Annotated in this window: 20 protein-coding genes; 5 read left to right on the plus strand and 15 right to left on the minus strand. The window is 65.7% G+C overall.

Annotated features, from left to right (window positions below; all coding sequences use genetic code 11):
- Positions 1 to 98 precede the first annotated feature (98 nt).
- Positions 99 to 563 carry a YbaK/EbsC family protein gene (locus ACIGJE_RS05900; protein WP_149253299.1) on the plus strand — a complete coding sequence of 155 codons (465 nt, stop codon included), beginning with the start codon at positions 99 to 101 and terminating at the stop codon, positions 561 to 563.
- 225 nt (positions 564 to 788) lie between these two features.
- Here ACIGJE_RS05900 and ACIGJE_RS05905 read toward each other — a convergent pair whose 3' ends face one another.
- The gene (locus tag ACIGJE_RS05905; protein WP_483679549.1) at positions 789 to 1,196 is read right to left on the minus strand and encodes a DUF2000 family protein; all 408 of its coding nucleotides are present in this window, start codon (positions 1,194 to 1,196) and stop codon (positions 789 to 791) included.
- A 53-nt stretch (positions 1,197 to 1,249) separates the two neighbouring features.
- On the opposite strand from ACIGJE_RS05905, the gene ACIGJE_RS05910 reads away from it, so the two are divergent.
- The gene (locus ACIGJE_RS05910; protein WP_415082649.1) at positions 1,250 to 2,125 is read left to right on the plus strand and encodes a helix-turn-helix domain-containing protein; all 876 of its coding nucleotides are present in this window, start codon (positions 1,250 to 1,252) and stop codon (positions 2,123 to 2,125) included.
- 30 nt (positions 2,126 to 2,155) lie between these two features.
- Here ACIGJE_RS05910 and ACIGJE_RS05915 read toward each other — a convergent pair whose 3' ends face one another.
- The 9 genes from ACIGJE_RS05915 to ACIGJE_RS05955 form a co-directional block, all read right to left on the minus strand.
- Positions 2,156 to 3,664 carry an amidohydrolase family protein gene (locus ACIGJE_RS05915; RefSeq protein ID WP_415082541.1) on the minus strand — a complete coding sequence of 503 codons (1,509 nt, stop codon included), beginning with the start codon at positions 3,662 to 3,664 and terminating at the stop codon, positions 2,156 to 2,158.
- Complete coding sequence (locus tag ACIGJE_RS05920) at positions 3,661 to 4,089, minus strand: VOC family protein (RefSeq protein ID WP_311937780.1); 429 nt, start codon at positions 4,087 to 4,089, stop codon at positions 3,661 to 3,663. Before ACIGJE_RS05920 ends, ACIGJE_RS05915 begins: the two co-directional genes overlap by 4 nt.
- Before the next feature lie 2 nt (positions 4,090 to 4,091).
- Positions 4,092 to 4,985: an ABC transporter permease gene (locus ACIGJE_RS05925; RefSeq protein WP_149253304.1), complete on the minus strand. Its 894-nt coding sequence runs from the start codon at positions 4,983 to 4,985 to the stop codon at positions 4,092 to 4,094.
- A complete protein-coding gene (locus ACIGJE_RS05930) occupies positions 4,982 to 6,031 on the minus strand; it encodes an ABC transporter permease (protein ID WP_415082544.1) in 1,050 nt (349 codons plus the stop codon). The genes ACIGJE_RS05925 and ACIGJE_RS05930 overlap by 4 nt, the downstream gene beginning before the upstream one ends.
- Positions 6,028 to 7,593 carry an ABC transporter ATP-binding protein gene (locus tag ACIGJE_RS05935; RefSeq protein WP_415082546.1) on the minus strand — a complete coding sequence of 522 codons (1,566 nt, stop codon included), beginning with the start codon at positions 7,591 to 7,593 and terminating at the stop codon, positions 6,028 to 6,030. Before ACIGJE_RS05935 ends, ACIGJE_RS05930 begins: the two co-directional genes overlap by 4 nt.
- A gap of 112 nt (positions 7,594 to 7,705) precedes the next feature.
- Positions 7,706 to 8,758 (minus strand): BMP family ABC transporter substrate-binding protein, encoded by a 1,053-nt coding sequence (locus ACIGJE_RS05940; RefSeq protein ID WP_311937786.1) that lies wholly within the window; start codon positions 8,756 to 8,758, stop codon positions 7,706 to 7,708.
- An 87-nt stretch (positions 8,759 to 8,845) separates the two neighbouring features.
- Positions 8,846 to 9,175 carry an NIPSNAP family protein gene (locus ACIGJE_RS05945; RefSeq protein WP_311937788.1) on the minus strand — a complete coding sequence of 110 codons (330 nt, stop codon included), beginning with the start codon at positions 9,173 to 9,175 and terminating at the stop codon, positions 8,846 to 8,848.
- A gap of 16 nt (positions 9,176 to 9,191) precedes the next feature.
- On the minus strand, positions 9,192 to 10,820 hold the full coding sequence (locus ACIGJE_RS05950) for a GMC family oxidoreductase (protein WP_311937790.1): 1,629 nt from the start codon (positions 10,818 to 10,820) through the stop codon (positions 9,192 to 9,194).
- A gap of 4 nt (positions 10,821 to 10,824) precedes the next feature.
- Positions 10,825 to 11,661: a uracil-DNA glycosylase family protein gene (locus ACIGJE_RS05955; RefSeq protein WP_483679553.1), complete on the minus strand. Its 837-nt coding sequence runs from the start codon at positions 11,659 to 11,661 to the stop codon at positions 10,825 to 10,827.
- A gap of 161 nt (positions 11,662 to 11,822) precedes the next feature.
- On the opposite strand from ACIGJE_RS05955, the gene ACIGJE_RS05960 reads away from it, so the two are divergent.
- On the plus strand, positions 11,823 to 12,488 hold the full coding sequence (locus ACIGJE_RS05960; protein ID WP_311937794.1) for a TetR/AcrR family transcriptional regulator: 666 nt from the start codon (positions 11,823 to 11,825) through the stop codon (positions 12,486 to 12,488).
- An 87-nt stretch (positions 12,489 to 12,575) separates the two neighbouring features.
- Here the strand turns inward: ACIGJE_RS05960 and ACIGJE_RS05965 are convergent, their stop codons facing one another.
- Positions 12,576 to 12,857 carry an HU family DNA-binding protein gene (locus ACIGJE_RS05965; protein WP_068297566.1) on the minus strand — a complete coding sequence of 94 codons (282 nt, stop codon included), beginning with the start codon at positions 12,855 to 12,857 and terminating at the stop codon, positions 12,576 to 12,578.
- Positions 12,858 to 13,184: 327 nt separating this feature from the next.
- Between ACIGJE_RS05965 and ACIGJE_RS05970 the strand changes: the two genes are divergently transcribed.
- Complete coding sequence (locus tag ACIGJE_RS05970) at positions 13,185 to 13,733, plus strand: methylated-DNA--[protein]-cysteine S-methyltransferase (protein ID WP_483679555.1); 549 nt, start codon at positions 13,185 to 13,187, stop codon at positions 13,731 to 13,733.
- A 62-nt stretch (positions 13,734 to 13,795) separates the two neighbouring features.
- Here ACIGJE_RS05970 and ACIGJE_RS05975 read toward each other — a convergent pair whose 3' ends face one another.
- On the minus strand, positions 13,796 to 14,347 hold the full coding sequence (locus ACIGJE_RS05975; RefSeq protein ID WP_483679556.1) for a TetR/AcrR family transcriptional regulator: 552 nt from the start codon (positions 14,345 to 14,347) through the stop codon (positions 13,796 to 13,798).
- Positions 14,348 to 14,441: 94 nt separating this feature from the next.
- On the opposite strand from ACIGJE_RS05975, the gene ACIGJE_RS05980 reads away from it, so the two are divergent.
- The gene (locus ACIGJE_RS05980; RefSeq protein ID WP_483679558.1) at positions 14,442 to 15,230 is read left to right on the plus strand and encodes an SDR family NAD(P)-dependent oxidoreductase; all 789 of its coding nucleotides are present in this window, start codon (positions 14,442 to 14,444) and stop codon (positions 15,228 to 15,230) included.
- Positions 15,231 to 15,238: 8 nt separating this feature from the next.
- On the opposite strand, the gene ACIGJE_RS05985 is transcribed toward ACIGJE_RS05980, so the two are convergent.
- The 3 genes from ACIGJE_RS05985 to ACIGJE_RS05995 are packed head-to-tail and all read right to left on the minus strand — an operon-like array spanning position 15,239 to position 18,229.
- On the minus strand, positions 15,239 to 16,459 hold the full coding sequence (locus tag ACIGJE_RS05985; protein ID WP_394312599.1) for an enolase C-terminal domain-like protein: 1,221 nt from the start codon (positions 16,457 to 16,459) through the stop codon (positions 15,239 to 15,241).
- A 43-nt stretch (positions 16,460 to 16,502) separates the two neighbouring features.
- Positions 16,503 to 17,354 (minus strand): carbohydrate ABC transporter permease, encoded by an 852-nt coding sequence (locus tag ACIGJE_RS05990; RefSeq protein WP_415082555.1) that lies wholly within the window; start codon positions 17,352 to 17,354, stop codon positions 16,503 to 16,505.
- Positions 17,351 to 18,229: a carbohydrate ABC transporter permease gene (locus ACIGJE_RS05995; RefSeq protein ID WP_311937808.1), complete on the minus strand. Its 879-nt coding sequence runs from the start codon at positions 18,227 to 18,229 to the stop codon at positions 17,351 to 17,353. Before ACIGJE_RS05995 ends, ACIGJE_RS05990 begins: the two co-directional genes overlap by 4 nt.
- Between the last annotated feature and the right edge of the window lie 110 nt (positions 18,230 to 18,339).

The raw sequence follows: 18,339 nt of genomic DNA on the forward strand, positions 1-18,339 counted from the left end.
AGAGCAGGCGAGACGCCTGCGGTCCCGGGAAACACTCCTCGCTTGGCACCCTCGCCTGCCTGCCCTAACTTGCCAGGCTTTCGGATGAGGACGATTTCATGACGCAAGCCATTGACCGGGTCCGGCAGGCCCTGCTGCAGGCCGGGCATCCCGACACCATCGCGATGTTCGCCGAGGGCACCCATACCGCCGCCGAGGCCGCCGCTTCCGTGGGCTGCAGTGTTGCCCAGATCGCGAAGTCGATCATCTTCCGCTCGGGCGAGACGCCGATCCTGGTGGTCGCCTCCGGCATCAACCGCATTGACCGCGCCAAGGTCGGCGCCGCCCTTGGCCGCAAGGTCGAGCGGGCAGATCCCGCCTGGGTCGAGACCACCACCGGCTTTGCGGTGGGCGGCGTGGCGCCGGTCGGGCATCTGGCGCCGGCCCTCATCCTGATCGACGAAGACCTGCTGGCCCTCGATCCGGTCTGGGCCGCGGCGGGGTCACCCACCCATGCCTTCCGCACCACACCCGCCGACCTCGTCAGGGTGACCGGCGGTTCGGTGGCTAATGTGAAGGCCTGAGCGTTTCCTGCCTCGTCTGGCTCGGCGCGTCCCATCTCGTTTGCCGGTCTCAGGGGTCAATGCAGTTCACTTAAGCGTTTCGGGGGGCTCGACCTTTGTCATTGCCGAGCTTGACCCGGCAATCCAGCTCCCCGACGGTTCGTCCGTGCGGCTTCTGGGTAGCCGGGTCAAGCCCGGCTATGACAAATTCGGAGGGGTTCCTGCTTAAGTGAACCGTATTAGGTCTCAGGGGTGCATTTTCGCGCCCTTGACGATCTTGTCGACGAGCTTCTTGTCGGCTCGTAGCGCAATGCCGACCACCTTGGCGTCGTCGACGGTGAAATCGGCAAAGACGGCGCGATTGGCGGCATCGTGGCCGGTCTTGAACATCTCCTCGATATAGAGCGAGGTCCGGACGCCCCGGTCGAGCGAGCGGCGATGGATCGCGCTCATCGTTTCCGCATCCGCGGCCAGCACGATGGCGGGCTGCACCGACAGAGCGTTGTAGAAACGCCCGGCGCGATCACGATAGGCTTCGCCGATCATGTCGGGTGCCTGGGCGACAATACCGCTGGTGAGGAAGGCGGTGACGCTGAGCGCCTGCCAGGCGGCAAGATCGTCTCGCAACACGATGGCAAACTTGGTATCGAACATGAATGACGACTTTCGAGTCAGAATCTTTGGATGCCGAGCCCCAGGCCGGTCTCTTGCCGCCATCCCTAGGGCGGCAGGCCTTCCAGGGTCTTGAACGTTCGTGCGACGACGGCATCCGTACCGCGCCCCCGCTGCCCGGCATCGAGCGCATGGAAGCCTGGTTTCACGGCAATGCCTTCGAACTGCATCGCCATGACACCTATGCCGTCGGCGTCACTCTCGACGGTGTCCAGAGCTTCCGTTACCGCGGCGCCTCGCGCGCCAGCCTGCCGGGGCAGATCCTGGTGCTGCATCCGGACGAGCTGCATGATGGCGGCGCCGGCACCGAGGAGGGGCTGCATTACCGCATCCTCTATCTCGAGCCCTCGCTCTTGATGCGCGGCCTTGGCGACGGAGCGGTGTCGCTGCCTTTCCTGCGCCAGCCGGTATTCAGCGATCCGGCACTGCGCGAGGACATTCTCGGCTTGCTCGGTCCGCTCGACCGTGGGCTGGAACAGCTTGCAGCCGACGATCTCCTTGCCCGCCTGGCACAGGGCCTGGCTCGCCACGCCGGCCAGCCGCTCAAGCCTCTCGGCAGCCTGGCTTGGCGGCAGGTCGACCGGGTCCGCGACTATCTCGAGGCCCATGCCCTTGAGGCGGTACGTTCGGAGGAACTGGAGGAGATCTCAGGGCTCGATCGCTACGCCCTGTCCCGACATTTCCGCGCCGCCTTCGCCACCAGCCCGCACCGTTTCCTGCTGATGCGGCGCCTGGGGCAGGCCCGCGCCTTGATCGCGGCGGGCGAACCGCTCGCCGAGGTCGCCGCCGCCACCGGCTTTGCCGATCAGAGCCACCTCACACGCCATTTCAAGAAAGCCTATGGGGTGACCCCGGGGCGCTGGGCCGGCCTGGTCGAGGCGGGGCGGCGATCCGGCTCGGCCGCTGCCTAGAGTATTTTTCCTCTGATGTTTTCTCGCCGCTCAGCCCCGCGTGCCGGCATATCTGTCCATGCCGACATTCTGGGCCGTGGCGCGCTGATGCATCTGGGCGAAATAGGGATGGAAGATGCTGTTGCGGGCTTCGATCTCGGCATGACCAGCCAGGAAGGCCGGCATGGCCTCGCGGATCTCGGCCAGGACGGCCTCCTCGTCGACGCGGGTCAGGCGGCCCTGTTCCACCACGATCTCGCCCTCGACCATCACGCGTTCGATCGAAGCACCATTCTCGGCATGGACGAGCTGTCTGATGATGTCGTTGAGCGGCGTGAAGGAGAGGCTGTCGAGCCGAAGCATGATCAGGTCGGCGCGCTTGCCGACCTCCAACGAACCGGTGATCTCGCCCAGCAGGGCGCTGCGCGCGCCGCCCAGCGTGGCAGCGTTGAGGATTTCCTGCGCAGAGACCCAGCGCTCATGATCGGGGCCGGTGGCGCTTTGCACCAAAGCGGCCGTGCGCATCACGTCGAAGATGCGCGCGCTGTCGTTCGATGAGACGCCGTCGGTGCCAAGGCCGATGGTGACCCCGGCATCGATGAGGCGGCGGAGCGGCGCGATGCCGGCACCGAGCTTCAGGTTGGAAACGGCATTATGGGCCACCGAGCAACCCGCCGCGCCCATCAGGGCGATATCGTCCTCGTCGACCCAGACCGAATGGGCGATGGTGATGCCGGGGTGAAGCAAGCCGAGATCGTGCAGGTAGCGGATCAGGCTCTTGCCGTGGAAAAGCTGTCCCGTCACCGCCTGGGTCTTGGTCTCCAGGATGTGGGTATGGAACGGCACGCGCCATTGCCGGGCCAGCTCGTCGCAGGCGAGCATCAGGTCGGGTGTGCAGCGCTGGGGCGCGGAGGGAGCGATCATGAAGCGCAGCCGTCCGGCCTTGTCCTGGAAGGCCGCCAGGGCGGATCGGCAATAGTCGACATAGGCGGACGCGGTAATCGGCGGGCCGAAATCGAGCTTGGCCTGCAGGTCCGCCGGCATGGTCTGGCGGCCATAGGCGAGGGCATCGAGCGGATGGATGTTCATCACCGCGCTGGAGACGTTGGCGCGGATGCCGGCATCCTCATAGGCACGGAACACGGTGCCGAGCCTATCGAGATCGTGCCGGGGCGGGTCGAAGAAATCGTCGCAGAGCAGGGTGACGCCGCCCTTCAGCGATTCCATCGCGAGCAGCAGCGTGCGCAGATAGACAAGGCGCGGCGGCAGCAGCGGACCCATCAGCAGCGGATAGGCGTAGAGCAGCCATAATTCCAGCGGCAGGCGTTCATAACGCCCCCGGAAGAAGGTTTCGCCGGAATGGGTATGGGCGTTGACGAGGCCCGGCATCACCAGCCGGCCGCGCCCGTCGATCAGTCTCGCACCGGGATGGTCGCCAAGATCAGGGCCGATGGCGGCGATGCGATTGCCCTCGACCAGGAGGTCTCCGGTGAAGGGCGTGCTGCCCTGTTCGCCGCCCATGGCGAGGATGGTGGCGTTGCGGATCAGGACCTTGCTCATGCCAGTTTCCCCGGCGCGCCGCCGTCGAGCCAGGCATAGAGTTCCCAGACCTCCCCGTCCGGTCCGGCAAAATAGCAGCAGCGGGCATTCCAGGCGTAATCGGCCGGAGGCCTTTGGAAGCAAACGCCCTTGGCGGCGAGTTCGGCATGGCAGGCATCGAGCTCGGCCGGCGAGGACATCAGCACGGCGATCAGCACATTGTGATGGCCAGAGCCACGCTCGGCCGACAGGCCGGCATGCTTGCTGATATGGCCGATGTCCCACAGGGCCAGGGTCAGCCCGGCGCCGTTGAAATCGGCAAAACCGGGGGCGCGATGCTTCAGGGTGAAGCCGAGCTTGCCGGTGTAGAAGGCGATCGAGCGTTCGATGTCGGCGGTGAGGATGCAGACATCGCTGATCGCGTGGCGTTGGGCAAAGGCCGTCATTGTCAGTAATCCCGTAATTCGCCGCCGGTCGCGGCTGCCTTGACGCCACCGCGTAGTTGCCCGCTGATCCACACGCCCAGCACCGTGGCGAGATAAGGCAGTGCAAGCAGGAGATCGCGGGGCACCTTGTCGCCGAAGACGAGCTGGGCCCGGATGCCGAGCGCATCGACGACGGAAAAGAACAGCGCTGCTAGCGCCGAGCCGATCGGATGGCCGCCGCCGAAGATCACCGAAGCGAAGCCCATGAAGCCGCGGCCGGCCGTCATGTTGATGCTGAAGAGCTGGAGCGTGCCGAGCGCCAGTTCGGCGCCGCCGAGGGCGCAGAGCACGCCGCCGCCCATCAGGGCGATCAGGCGCATGCGAGCCGGCGCCACGCCGACGCTGCGGGCGGCGAAGGGGTGTTCGCCGCAGGCCGTCAGTTGCAGGCCGAAACGGGTGCGCCGCACGATGACCCAGAGCGCCAGCACCACGAAGGGCATTGATATCACCAGCACGGAGAGCACCCCGAAGGGGCCGAAGGCCTCGCCGAGCCGGGGCAGCCCCCGGCCGGCCATCACCGAGGCCTGGCTGCCATAGATGGCCTGGACGGCGAGATCCGTGCCGCCGAGCCCGAGGCCGGTGAGGCCGAGGCCGGCGATGATCGGATGGGCCCTCAGCTTCTCGACCACGAACCACAGCAGCATAGAGCCGAGCACGCAGACCACGATGGCAAGGCCGAGGCCGAAGGCGACGGAGCCGGATTTGGCGGTGCCGACGGCGGCGGCACAGGCGCCCGCGATCATCAGCCCTTCCAGACCGAGATTCCAGATGCCGGCGCGCTGGGCCAGCATGCCGGCCATGGCTACATAGATCAGCGGCGTGCCCGAGCGCAGGATGGCTATGAGGATGTCGCTCATGGCTGGGTCCTCCGCGCCGGCAGGCGCCGCTTGATGAAGTCCGGCAGCAGCCAGGTGCGCGCCGTGATGAACAGGGCGATGGCGGCGTTGATCACGTCGATGGCAGCGGCCGGCAGGCCGGCGATCACCGGCAGATAGAGGCTGGCGGCGGCAAGGCCGCCGAAGAACAGCGAGACGATGGCCGCGCCGGCCACGGAGAGCCCCGCGACCAGGGCAATCAGGATCGCGGTGAAGCCATGCCCGGGCAGGAAGCCGCTGACCAGGCGGCCATTGGGACCGAGCAGCTCGATCGAACCGGCGAGACCCGCTAGGGCGCCTGAGATCAGGAAGGCCGACAGCCCGAGGCGCGAGAGCCGGGCACCCTGCCAGGCGATCATCACCGCGTTGCGGCCGGCCAGGCTGGAGAGCACGCCATAGGCGGTGCGGTTTACCAGGAGCCAGACCAGAACCAGAACCAGCACGGACAGGGCGATCGTGGTGGGTGAGACGCCGACCGAGGTGGCGATGCGGTAGGCGGAGGCGACGGGGCGGCTTGCGGTGACCTGTCCGGTGCCGGAGGGATCCTTCAGCGGGCCGGAAGTGACATAGACCAGCAGCAGGCCGGCCATGAAATTGCCCATCAGCGTGGTGATCACCTCGTCGGTGCCATAGCGCAGCCTGAGGAAACCGGGCCAGGCCGACCACAGGGCGCCCGCCAGCATGCCGGCCAGCATGGCCACGGGCACCACGACCAATGCGGGTGCGCCGTTCAACAGCTGGGCGGCCGTCGCCGCGCCGATGGCACCGAGATAGAACTGGCCCTGCGCCCCGACATTGAAATAGCCGCAGCGAAAGCAGACCAGCACGCCGGCGGCGGTGATCACCAGCGGCAGAGCCCAGCGCAGGCTCTTCATCAGCGCATTGGGCGAGGTGAAGGCGCCGTCGGCGATGCTGCGGAACATCTCCGGGGCCGAATAGCCGGCAAACTCGAACACGATGCCGCACAGGCCGAGGGCCAGGGCGACGAAGCTGACGGCGCGCAGGATGGGAAGGAGGCGGGCGGTCATGCGGCTTCATCCAGGCCGACATCGCCGACCATGGCTTGGCCCACCGCCGCCATGTCGAAGGGAGCGGTGAACTCGGCGACGATGCGGCCGGAGAACATCACCACCACGCGGTCGGCGATGTCGAAGAGTTCGTCGAGGTCGGAGGAGATCAGCAGCACGCCGCAGCCCTGGTCGCGGCAGGCTCTGAGCGCGCGCCAGACGAAGGCGGTGGCGCCGATGTCGAGGCCGCGGGTAGGCTGGGCCGCGATGACCAGCCGCGCCGTCTCGTCGATTTCGCGAGCGAGGATGACCTTCTGGGCATTGCCGCCCGAGAGCGAGCCGGCTGGCTGGGTGGTGGTGGCGAAACGGACGTCCCACCCGTGCAGGCTGGCCTGGCAGGCCTTCCTCAGCCGCGCGGGAGCGACGAAGGAAAGGATGCGCCCCAGCAGCAGGTTGCGGGCGGCCCAGTTCTCCCACAGCGAGCTGGTCAGGCTCAGCCCCTCGCTGTTGCGGTCGAAGGGAATGATGCGCAGGCCGGCGGCGCGGCGCTCGATCACGGGGCGCCTGGTGACATCCAGCCCACCGAGCGCGATGGTGCCGCGTTCCAGGCCGACGAGCCCGGCGAGGGCACGGACCAGCGTCTGCTGGCCATTGCCTTCGACACCGGCGATGCCGACGATTTCGCCGCCGCGGAGGGCGAGGTCGGCCCGGTCGAGCGGGCGCCCTTCGCCGTCCGGGCGGGTGGTGACGGCCTTCATGTCGAGGATGGGGGCGGCAGCGGATGGCATCGCGGCGTGGGTGGAAGGTGCGCTGACGCCCTCGCCGACCAGAGCGGCCTTGTCCGCCTTGTCGAGGCCGGCGGCGGTGCCGATGATCGCATTGGCGAGGCGGATGGCGTCGATGGTGCCTACGGGCACACAGGCCTCGATCAGGCGTCCGCCGCGCAGGACGCTGACGGTCTCGGCGATGCCGAGCACCTCGCGGATCTTGTGCAGGATCAGGATGATGGTGACGCCGCGCTCGCGCAGGCCGCGCAGGCGCTCGAACAGGGTCTCGATGCCCGAAGGCGACAGCACGGCGGTCGGCTCGTCCAGGATGAGGATGCGGGCATCCGTCACCAGCGCACGGGCGATCTCGACCGCCTGGCGGGTTTCCACCGGCAGGTCGCGGATGCGGGCGCGTGGATCGACCTTCACGCCGAGGCCTTCGAGATGGGTGGTCCAGCGGGCCCGCAGGGTCTTGGCGGAGAACAGCGCCCCGCGGCCCTGCGCACCGAATTCCATGGCTTCGGCGACGGTGAAGGAGGGCGGCAGGGCGAAGCTCTGATGCACGAGTTCGACCCCGGCGGCGCGAGCGGCATTGACCTTGCCGAGCGGCACGGGGTGTCCCCCGATCAGCAATTGTCCGGAGGAAGGCCTGACGATGCCGGCGCAGACGCGGGCAAAGGTGGTCTTGCCGGCGCCGTTCTGTCCCACGACGGCATGGATGCGGCCGGCCTCGAAGCCCAGGCTCACCTGCCTGAGCGCCGCAACCTCGCCGAAGAGGACACTGACATCGCCGCATTCGAGGGCGTGCTGGGGCATGGTGGTCTTCCCGGATGCGCGGGCCCTGGGGCCGCAACCTGTCGGATGGAGCACTGCGCCTCGCCACGGCCGCAGGCAAGACGGCGCGTGTCGAGGCGGCGAGGAGGGGGCTCTAGAGCGCGGTGTTGAGCGGCACCTTGAGCGTTCCGGCGATGATCTCCTTCTTTGCCTTCTCGATGTCGGGCCAGATCTCCTTGGCCTTGGCCACGAGATCGGCCGGACCTTCCTTGAGGAAGGTGTCCGAGAGCTCGAAGTCGATCACGCCGGTGTCGATGCCGGTGGAGACGTGATGTCCCTTCCAGCCTTCGGCCAGCGCCTTGCTGACTTCCTGATAGAGCGACAGGCCGAAGTCGAGCTTGACGATGGCGGCGACCGCCTTGGGGCCGAGCTTGTACTGCTCCCTGGAAATGGCGCTGACCAGGCGGCCGGGCGCTTCGGTCGCGGCTTGGATTATGCCTGTATCCGTGGCGGCCGAGTCGGTCTGGATGTAATCGACGCCGGACTGGAACAGCTGGTTGGCGATCTCGTGGCCCTTGGCGGGGTCCTGGAACGAGCCGGCGAAAGCGCCGGTGAACTTGATGTTGGGGCCGATCACCGCGGCCGCCGCCTTGAGGGCGTTGAGATCGGCGATCTGGCCGGGAATGCTGGCGCCGCCGATATAGCCGATCGCGCCGGTCTTGGAGATGCGGCTGCCGAACAGGCCCGAGAGATAGCAGCCCAGATAATAGTCATAGGCCACTGTCACCACATTCGGGATCGCCGGCTCGAACGGGTCGGCGTAGAGCTGCACGAATTTGGTGTTGGGATATTCGGGCGCCACGGCCTTGAAGGGCTCGGCGACCTCGTTGAAGGTCGAGACGACCACGCTGGCGCCGGCATCGCCGAGGCTGCGGAAGATCGATTCATAGGTCGCGGCGTCCTGCGCATAGATGATGCGGGTGGCAAAGCCTTTTTCGCCGGCCAGCCTCTTCAGCGACGCGATCATGCCGTCGACCGGGCCGTTGTCGCCAGCCGCCTGGGTATGCACCAGCGCCACCAGGCCATCGGCGGCCCGGGCCTGGCTCGACAGCAGGCCGAGCGCTGCGACGCCTGCTGTGCCGATGAGGAATTGGCGGCGTGAGGCCGAATGCCGGAACAGGCCTGAAACGGAGGGAGTCTTCGTCATCTGTCAGTTCCCTTCTCTTGATCTGGATGGTGTTGGTTTCTTGTTGTTTTCCGCGACGCTTCGGCGCCCCGGTTCGTCACTTCGCCGTCAGGCCGCCGGCAAGGGCGGGCAGATCGAGGTCGGCTTGAGCATCTTGACCTCCTGCGAGATCATGGCGTCCAGGCCCCAGACTTCGCCGATGAACTTGGTCCAGGCCGGGTCCGCAGCCATGGCGGCGCGCCGTGTCTCGCGGTCACCCAGGCCCTGATAGGCCCACATCATCACGATCTGATGCAGCGGGCCGATCTCGCTGACCCAGAGGCCCATGAAGGTGCCCAGATGCTTCTTCTGGATCGGCAGGCCTTCGGTCTCATATTTCTTGAGCCAGCGGTCGAGCTGGCCCGGCTTGAAGCTGTAGGTGCGCTGTTCGATGATCATGGCTGCCGCTTCCGTGTCATAGCTTGGTGTTGAGGATGAAATCGGCAGCCCGCTCACCGATCATGATGGTCGGCGCATTGGTGTTGCCGCTCGAAATGATCGGCATGATCGAGGCGTCCGCGACCCTCAGCCCCTCGATGCCGCGGACCCTGAGCTCGGCATCGACGACGGCCTCGCCATCGTTGCCCATCTTGCAAGTGCCGACCGGATGGAGCGTGGTCAGGGCCGAGGCCCGCAGCCATTCCAGCAGTTCACCGTCGCTGAGCACGCCAGGCCCCGGCGCCAGTTCCTTGCCGCGATACGCATCGAAGGCCGGCTGAGCGATGACCTCGCGCATCATGCGGATGGCTGAAATCATCGTCTTGCGGTCGAATTCGGTGGCGAGGTAATTGGCTTGGATACGGGGCGCCGCCGCCGGATCGGCGGAGCGCAGCGTGATGGTGCCCCGGCTCTCCGGATTGACCGGGCCGACCCGGATGGTGAAGCCATGATTGGCCTCCACCGCCTGTTTGCGGAAGGGATTGGGCCAATGCAGATTGGCGGTCTTCTCCAGCGCCGGCATGAAATGAGCCTGGATGTCGGGCGCCACCAGGTCAGGCCGCGACTTCATGAAGGCGCCGGCCTCATAGGGGAAGGTGGTGGTGATGCCGGTGCCCAGCACCATGCCCTGCGCGACCGAAGCGATCAGCTTGTCGGCGCGAAGATCGCCATAGAGCGTCACCGGCTGCTTGCATTCGTAGCTGAGGCAACAATCGACATGGTCCTGCAGGTTGCGGCCCACGCCCGGCAGGTCGTGCCGTACCTCAATGTCATGTTTAGCCAGCTCATCAGCCGGCCCGATGCCGGAAAGCATCAACAATTGCGGTGAGTTGACGGCTCCTCCGCACAGGATGACCTCCCGTCCGGCCCGCACGGTGCGTGCCCGCCCGCCCTGCGTGAACAGGACGCCGGTAGCACGTCCGTTCTCCACCAGGATACGTTGGCTGAGCGCGTTCACCTCTACCGTCAGGTTGGGCCGGTCGAGCACCGGTCGCAGGAAGGCGTGGGAGGTCGACCAGCGCTTGCCCTTGCGGATGGTGAAATCATAGCGCCCGAAGCCTTCCTGTTCGGCTCCGTTGAAATCGTCGTTGCGGGGATAGCCCGCCTGCACGCCGGCTTCGATGAAGACATCGAATAGCCCGTTGCGGCCGCGGGCGCGGCAGACGGTGAGGGCGCCCTCGGTGCCGTGGAAGGCACCGTTGCGCTCGACATGGGTCTCGGAACGGCGGAAGGCGGGCAGCACCTCGTCATAGGACCAGCCCGGCAGGCCCATCTGGGCCCAGCGGTCGTAATCCTGGGCGTTGCCGCGCACATAGATCATGCCGTTGATGGTCGAGGTGCCGCCGAGCGCCTTGCCGCGCGGCCAATAGAGCGTGCGGTTGTTGAGGTGCGGCTCGGGCTCGGTGCGGTAATTCCAATTGTAGAGGCCGGAATTGAAGAGCTTGCCCATCAGCATGGGCAGGCGGAACAGGGGATTGCGGTCGCGTCCGCCCGCTTCGAGCAGCAATACGCGATTGCCCGGATCCGCGGACAGACGGTTGGCGACGACGCAGCCTGCCGAGCCGGCGCCGATGATCACATAGTCATATTCGGCATCGCTGCGCATGGCCTCACCAGTCGATCGGGGCGGCGCCGAGCGCCTTGAGCCGCTCATTGCCGAGAATGAAGGGATTGGGCAGGCCGAGCACTGCATCGCCCCGGGCCGGATGCTCGCGCAGGATGCAGTCGTCGCCCTCCATGATGCCGGCCGTCCGGAGGGTCTGCGCCGCTGCCTCGCCAAAGCCGAGGAAGACCACTTTTTGTCCGGAACCGGCGAGATGGCGCAGCACCGCCACGATCAGTGGCCGCCACAGCGGCAGATGGCCCCGGCTTTGATGCGGATCGATGGAGACTTGGAAGCGGCTGAGGGTCAGCGAGGCATTGAGCAGCAGGGCGCCGCTGGCCACCCAGCGATCGGCGATCATATTGGCCGGCTCGAGCGCGACGGTGCCGGCCTCGATGGCGGCACGCAGGTGCGGCCAATCGGCGGTGCTGCCGGTCCAGCCTGCCTCGCCGGTGCGGGCGGCGACGATCATCTGCATCACCGTGCGGATGCTGACCGAGAACATCTTCTCCAGTTCGCGCCATTCGGCGACATTGCCGGCCTCGAAGGCGCGGCCAGTCGAAAAGTCAGGGCTGGGATAGGGATCCTGGCCCAGCACCACACAGCGCACCTGCTGGGGCTCGATGTCGAAGGCGCGCAGCATATGCGCCCCTCTGGGCTGGCCGGGAAAGAGGCGTCCCTTGCGCACGGGAAAGACCGGCTCCCACGGCTCCAGCATCAGGCCGGCATCCATGTCGGCGAAGCCCAGCTCGACCGGTGCGAGGATATCGCGCCAGGCAGGCGGCAGATCGTCATGCCAGCCATCCAGCACGTCCCGCATGACGTCACGCAATGATGTCGGCATCGCTGCTGCATCCCCCTCGTTGCAAGGAGGATAGGCAAAACCTGACCAAAACGTCAAGTTATGAGTTGAAAAAATCTGACGCTTCGGTCAGGTTTTGACATCGGGTTCCGATACCGGCATTTCCGGGACACGGACGCATCTCGAGAATGCGGGAGGACAAGGTGGCGACGACCAGCGCAAAGAAGGCGCGCAAGGATGGTTCGGACAACGAGGAACGCATCCGGGCCCGCAACGAGGCGGCAATCCTGGCCGCGGCGATCGACCTGTTCGCCCGCAAGGGTTTCGATGGGACGCGGATCGCAGAGGTCGCCGAACATTCGGGGCTACCCAAGGCGAACGTCTATTATTACTTCCCGGCCAAGGAGGATATCTATCGCGCTTTGATCGACCGGCTGATCGCCAGCTGGGATACGGCGCTCGAAGAGTTGCAGCCCGAGCGCGACCCGGCCGAAGCCATCATGGCCTATATCCGGGCCAAGCTCGACTATTCACGCCGGTTCGCCGCCCAGTCCAAGCTGTTCGCCAACGAGATCCTCAGCGGCGCGAAATTTCTCGACAAGGCCGGCCGCAGCCACGTCAAGCAGGCGACGAGCGCCAAGGCGGCCGTGGTCGAAGGCTGGATCGCTGCCGGCAGGATGGCACCGATCGCCATTCCGCATTTCTTCATCATGCTGTGGAGCACGACGCAGTTCTACGCCGATTTCGAGGTGCTGGCCTGCGATGCCATGGAAGTCAGCCGGCTGACCAAGAAGGATTTCGAGGCGGCCGCGCTTGCTATCGGCGATATCGTTCTGCGCGGCTGCGGCCTCGCGATGCCGCCTGCCTGAGACCGCAAGCGTAGGCGCAAAATAAAAACGGGACGGTGTCTCACCGACACCGTCCCGTTTTTGAAATGGGGCTTGCGGCCCGCGGAATCAGCCGTTCACGGCATCCTTGAGCGCCTTGGCAGGCTGGAAGACCACCTTCTTGGAAGCGGCGATCTTGATGGTGGCGCCGGTGGAAGGGTTGCGGCCTTCGCGTGCGGGCTTGGCCTGCACCTTGAACTTGCCGAAGCCGTTCAGGGAGACTTCCTCACCCTTGACAGCCGCTTCGGTGATCCCTTTCAGAACGTCCTCGACAGCTGCCTTAGCGGCAGTCTTAGTCAGGCCATGAGCGGCGGCAATACGGTCGGCAAGATCGCTGGTGCTGACAGGCATGATGTTATCCTTTCGATGATTCGTCCGATGGCGTTATCGCATGACCGGTTCGATATCGCCATCGCATGTACACCGGAAACGCACGGAAATCCTGCTTTTTTAACGGATATGAACGGATTTTCTCGCGCTCAACCCTTGTTTGGAACGGTTTGAATTTGCAAACGCCTGCGTGGTGATGCCGTTTGGTAAAGTGAAGGCCTTGCTGGTGAAGCTTCGGCGGATGTCAGGGGACTGGCGAACTATACTTGCCGACCATAGATATCGGGTGGAAGCGTGGGGCTTTTTGCGGTGATATCGCGGCAAGTTCAACCACAGGGAGACGAAGCGATGACTTCCCCCCATTTCGCCTTGTTCGACACCGAAATCGGCACCTGTGTCCTGGCCTGGGGCGATAGAGGCCTCGTCAGCGTGCAGCTGCCATCCCATAGCCCGGCGGGCCTGAGGGCGCGCATGCTGCGCTCCCTGCCGGGTGCGGTGGAGGCCGAGCCGCCGGCGCCGGTTCGCCAGGCCATCGCGGCCATCCAGGCCCTGCTGGCGGGAGAGACGGCCGATCTGTCCTTCATCGAGCTCGACATGGCCGCTGTGCCGGAGTTCAATCGCCGGGTCTATGCCGTGGCGCGAGCCATCCCTCCCGGCTCCACCATGACCTATGGCGAGATCGCCAAGCAATTGGGCGATCCCTTGCTGGCGCGCGATGTCGGCCAGGCCATGGGGCAGAACCCATTCACCATCGTGATGCCCTGCCATCGGGTGATGGCGGCCGGCGGCAAGTTCGGTGGCTTCTCTGCCTATGGCGGCGTGGCGACCAAGCGCCGCCTGCTCGAGATCGAAGGCGCCTTGCCAAAGCCGGAACCGACCTTGTTCGGCTGGGCCTGAGCCTGGGCGGCTCGGCCGCATGAGTGAGCGCCGGCGGCCCGGCGAGGAAAAATCGAGTTTCGTTACGAACCGGCCACGCGCCGGAGCGTCGCCGACAGGATCTCGTTGGAAAGGGCGGGATCGTCGGCGATGCGGGCCAGGATCACGGCGCCGACCATGGCGGCCCAGCCGGCGATCGCGGCGCTTCGCCGTTCCTGCGGCGTTTCGCCGGCAGCGGTCGCGCTGAAATCCTCGATCTGATCGCGCAGGGAACGGGTCATCACGGCACGAATGTCCGGCGACCCGCGCACGGCCTCCGAGCCGAGTGCGGCAAAGGGGCAGCCCTCGGCGCGGGCGTCCCGATGCGCCGGGGTGAGATAGGCCGCGGCATAGTCGGCCATGGTTCGGCCCGGAGGTTTGGCGCTTTCGGACTGGGACAGCACATGGGCGAGCGCCTGGGCGATCAGGTCCTCCTTCGACTTGAAATGACCGTAGAAGCCGCCATGGGTGAGCCCGGCGGCGGCCATGATCTGCGCGACGCCGACCCCTTCCAGACCCTTCTCCCGATAGAGACGCGCGGCTGCCTCCAGAATGCGGTGACGATGCTCGGCAACCTGCTCGCGGCTGACTTTCATGACGTGCCCTCCTGTCTCGCTTGACTTTATACATGATGTCCATCATGAATGCATTATATATGATGACTATCATGAATAAGTTTGGAGAAATGCTATGACCAAATCCCTTCCCGCCGTTCTCATCACCGGTGCTTCCACCGGCATTGGCGCCGTATATGCCGAACGCTTCGCCCGGCGCGGCCATGACCTCGTGCTGGTGGCACGGGACGAGGCGCGCCTGAACGCGCTCGCCGACCGCCTTCGTCAGGAAAACGGCGTCGCCGTCGATGTCCTGAAGGCGGATCTGACGGCCTCCGAGGATCTCGCCCGTATCGAGGCGCGCCTGCGCGAGGATGCCAAGATCGGCATCCTGGTCAACAATGCCGGTGCCGCCGCCCATGGCGGCTTTGCCGACCAGGACCCGGAAGCGCTGGACAAGCTCATTCGCCTCAACGTGACGGCGCTGACGCGACTGGCCGGTGCAGTGACGCCTCGCTTCCTTGCCGCGGGCACCGGTGCCATCGTCAATATCGCCTCGGTGGTGGCGCTGGCGCCGGAGTTTTCCCTGGGCGTCTATGCGGCGACCAAGGCCTTCGTGCTGACCCTGTCGCAGACCTTGCAGGTGGAACTCGGCCCGCGCGGCCTCTATATCCAGGCCGTGCTGCCGGCGGCAACCCGCACCGAAATCTGGGAACGCTCCGGCCGCGACGTGAACGCACTGGAGGGCGTGATGGACGTCGGCGAACTGGTCGACGCCGCGCTGGTCGGCTTCGACAGGCGCGAAGCCGTCACCATTCCGCCGCTGCCGGATGCGAGCCAGTGGGAGGCCTTCGATGCCGCCCGCCGCGCCATGCTGCCGAACTTCCGGCAGGAACACGCGGCCGAGCGCTATCGGGCGGCCTGAAAGGCCCCTTATTTTCGGGGATCGGCGAAGCGCTGCTCGGGCAGGATCGAATACCAGCCCGGGCGGCCGGGATCGCGGTCATAGGTGTAGCCGCCGACCTCGCGGTAATGCTCGGCATAGCGGGCGAGCTTGTCGCGATCGAGCTCGACGCCAAGGCCCGGTCCTTGCGGCAGGGCGATGGCACCGCCGACATAGCGCAAGGGACCGCCGACGATGATGTCGTCGGTGAGGTGATGGTAATGCGCGTCGGCGGCGAAGGAGAGGTTCGGCAGCGCCGCGCCCAGATGCAGCATCGAGGCGAGCTGGATGCCGAGCTCGCCCGAGGAATGCACGGCGGCGCCGTATTGGAAGGTCTCCAGCACGGTGCCGGCCTTGTAGGCCTGGCGCAGGCCGCCCCAGAAGGTGGTGTCGAGCAGCACGACGTCCACGGCCTCCAGCCGTAGGTTGGTGGCGAGTTGCTCGAAATTCACCACCACCGTGTTGGTCGCCGTGGGAATACGCACCAGGTTCCGCAGCCGGCGCATCCCCTCGAGGCCCCAGGTCGGGTCCTCGAAATAGTCGTTGTTGAGATGCTCGATCGCCCGCCCCACGCGGACCGCTTCTTCCACCGACCAGGCCGCGTTGGGATCGAGGCGCAGCCGGTCTCCAGGGAACGCCGCGCCCAGGGCGCGGACGGTTTCGATGTCATGATCCGGCGGGAAGAGGCCGCCCTTCAGCTTGTGGCTGGTGAAACCATGCTGGGCCTTGAGCGCACGGGCATGGGCGACGATCTCGTCGGGGCTGGTCTCGCCGCCTTGGCCGCTTGCCTCATGGGGGTAGCGGTAGAAAAGATAGCTGGCAAAGGGGATTGTCTCGCGGATGGCGCCGCCGATCAGGTCGCAGGCCCTTATGCCCAGTTTCTTGCCGGCGGCATCCATGCAGGCCATTTCGATGGCGGCATGGAGCTGCATGCGGTTGTTGTAGAGCGAGGCGGTGGGATTCATGATCTTCCAGCGCAACTGCTCGAGCTGCAGCGGATCGTGCCCCTCGAGATAAGGCAGCAGGGCGCGCACCGCCGCCTCGGCCGACTCGCCGCCGCCGCCCATCTCGCCGAGCCCGATAATGCCCTCGTCGGTGATGACTTCCACGATGGTGCGGATGAAGCGCCCCCAATGCGCGCCGGCGGCATGGCGCAGCGGCGCTTCGAGCGGCACGGCGACGGTGGTGGCCTTGAGGTCGACGATCTTCATCGCACTATCCGATTGCAGGGAGGGAAGAGGCAGAAAGGACGCATCAATTCGCGGCCCCCAAAGCGAGGCCGCGGACGAAGTGTTTCTGCAGCATGAGGAACAGAATGAGGGTCGGCAACGAGACGATCAGGGTCGCGGTGATGATGGTCGGCGCGTCGGCCTGGCCATAGAGGCTCTGCATGCCGAGCAGGGCGACCTGGACCGGGCGGGCATCGGGCGAGCGCACCAGGATCATGCCGAAGAGGAGGTCGTTCCATACCCAGGTGAACTGCACCAGGGTGAGCATCAGGAAGGGCGCCTTGGCGAGCGGCATCATGATCTTCCAGAACACTTCCCAGCTCGAGGCGCCATCCATTTCGGCCGCCTCCTGGATGTCCCAGGGCACTGTGAGGAAGAAGCCGCGCATCACGAAGGTGGCGAAGGGGATGCAGATCGCGGTGTAGAAGGCGAACAGGCCGAGCTTGGTGTCATAGAGGCCGAGCGCGATGTAGCTCTTGAACAAAGGGATCAGATACATCTGCAGCGGAAAGATCGTGCCCGAATAGATGAACAGGAACCAGCCGAGGCCCCGCGGCAGCTTCAGCCGGACGATGCCATAGGCAGCGAAGGCGGCGAGCAGCACCGCCGTGAGGGAACTCGCCGCGCCATAGAGCAGCGAGTTGATGAAGCCGCTCTGGATCCCCTGCGCCCAGGCATTGGCGATATTGTGGAAGAGATTGAAGCTGGTCGGCAGCTTGAGCGGGCCGCGTGTGTAGTCGGTGGCCGTCTTCAGCGTGTTCATCAAGAGGAAGGCCATCGGCGAAAGCCAGACCAGCGTCACCACCAGCATGGCACCCGAAAGCACGCTCTTCCTGAGGTTGCGGGGTTCCGCGGCGATCGCGCGCTGCCGGCTCATACCTGGCTTTCCCGTGCGAGCATGTTGCGCAGATAGAGATAGGAAAACACCAGCGAGAGCGCCGAGATCACCACGGCGACGGCCGAGGCGTAGCCCATCTTGAAATTGGCGAAGCCCTCCTTGTACATGGTCACCGCCAGGGTTTCGGACATGCGGGCCGGGCCACCGCCGGTCATCACCCAGATGGTGTCGAACACCTTGAAGGAGTTGATCACCGCCAGCAGCGAGGCGATCACCACATAGGGCATCAGCATGGGGATGATGATCCTGGTGGCGAGCACGAAGCCGCCTGCGCCGTCGAGCGTGGCCGCTTCCACCGGCTCCTTCGGCAGGTTCTGCAGGCCCACCAGGAAGATCATCACATTGATTCCGGTTGCCTGCCAAGTATAGGCGCCGATCATCGCATAGGTGTTGTAGGGCTGGACATAGAGCCAGTTCACCTTGAGGGCTCCGAGGCCGATGGCATCCAGCAGGATGTTGAGGGCGCCCTGGTCGCGCAGCACGAAGCCGAAGACGATGCCGGCGGCGGAGGCCGAGATGGTTGCGGGAATGTAGATGCAGATCTGCATCAGCTTCGCCCCTCTCAGCCCCGAAATGGCGTAGGCGAAGAAGAAGCCGAGCCCGACCGGCAGTACCACGCCCAGCACCATCCATTTCAGCGTGTTGACGAAGGGGCGGGTGAAATTGGTGTCCGTCACCAGCTTGAAGAAGTTGGCGAAGCCGATGAAGGTCGGCGCCGTCATGCCGTTCCAGTCGGTGAAGGCCAGCATGGTGGTGTAGAGCATCGGCAGGATCAGGAAGACGCCGACCATCAACGCCGCCGGGGCGACATAGAGATAGGCTTCGCGCTGCTTGGGGTCGGACAGGGGAGACATGATCGCTGCGTCGGGCTCCGGAAGTGCTTCAGAAAGCCTTCTCCACGTAGTGGGGAAGGTGTCATTTCGAAGAAATGACGGATGGGGTGTGGTGGGCAGCTCGAAACCCC

Source organism: Labrys sp. E2SS-1L (assembly GCF_057073705.1).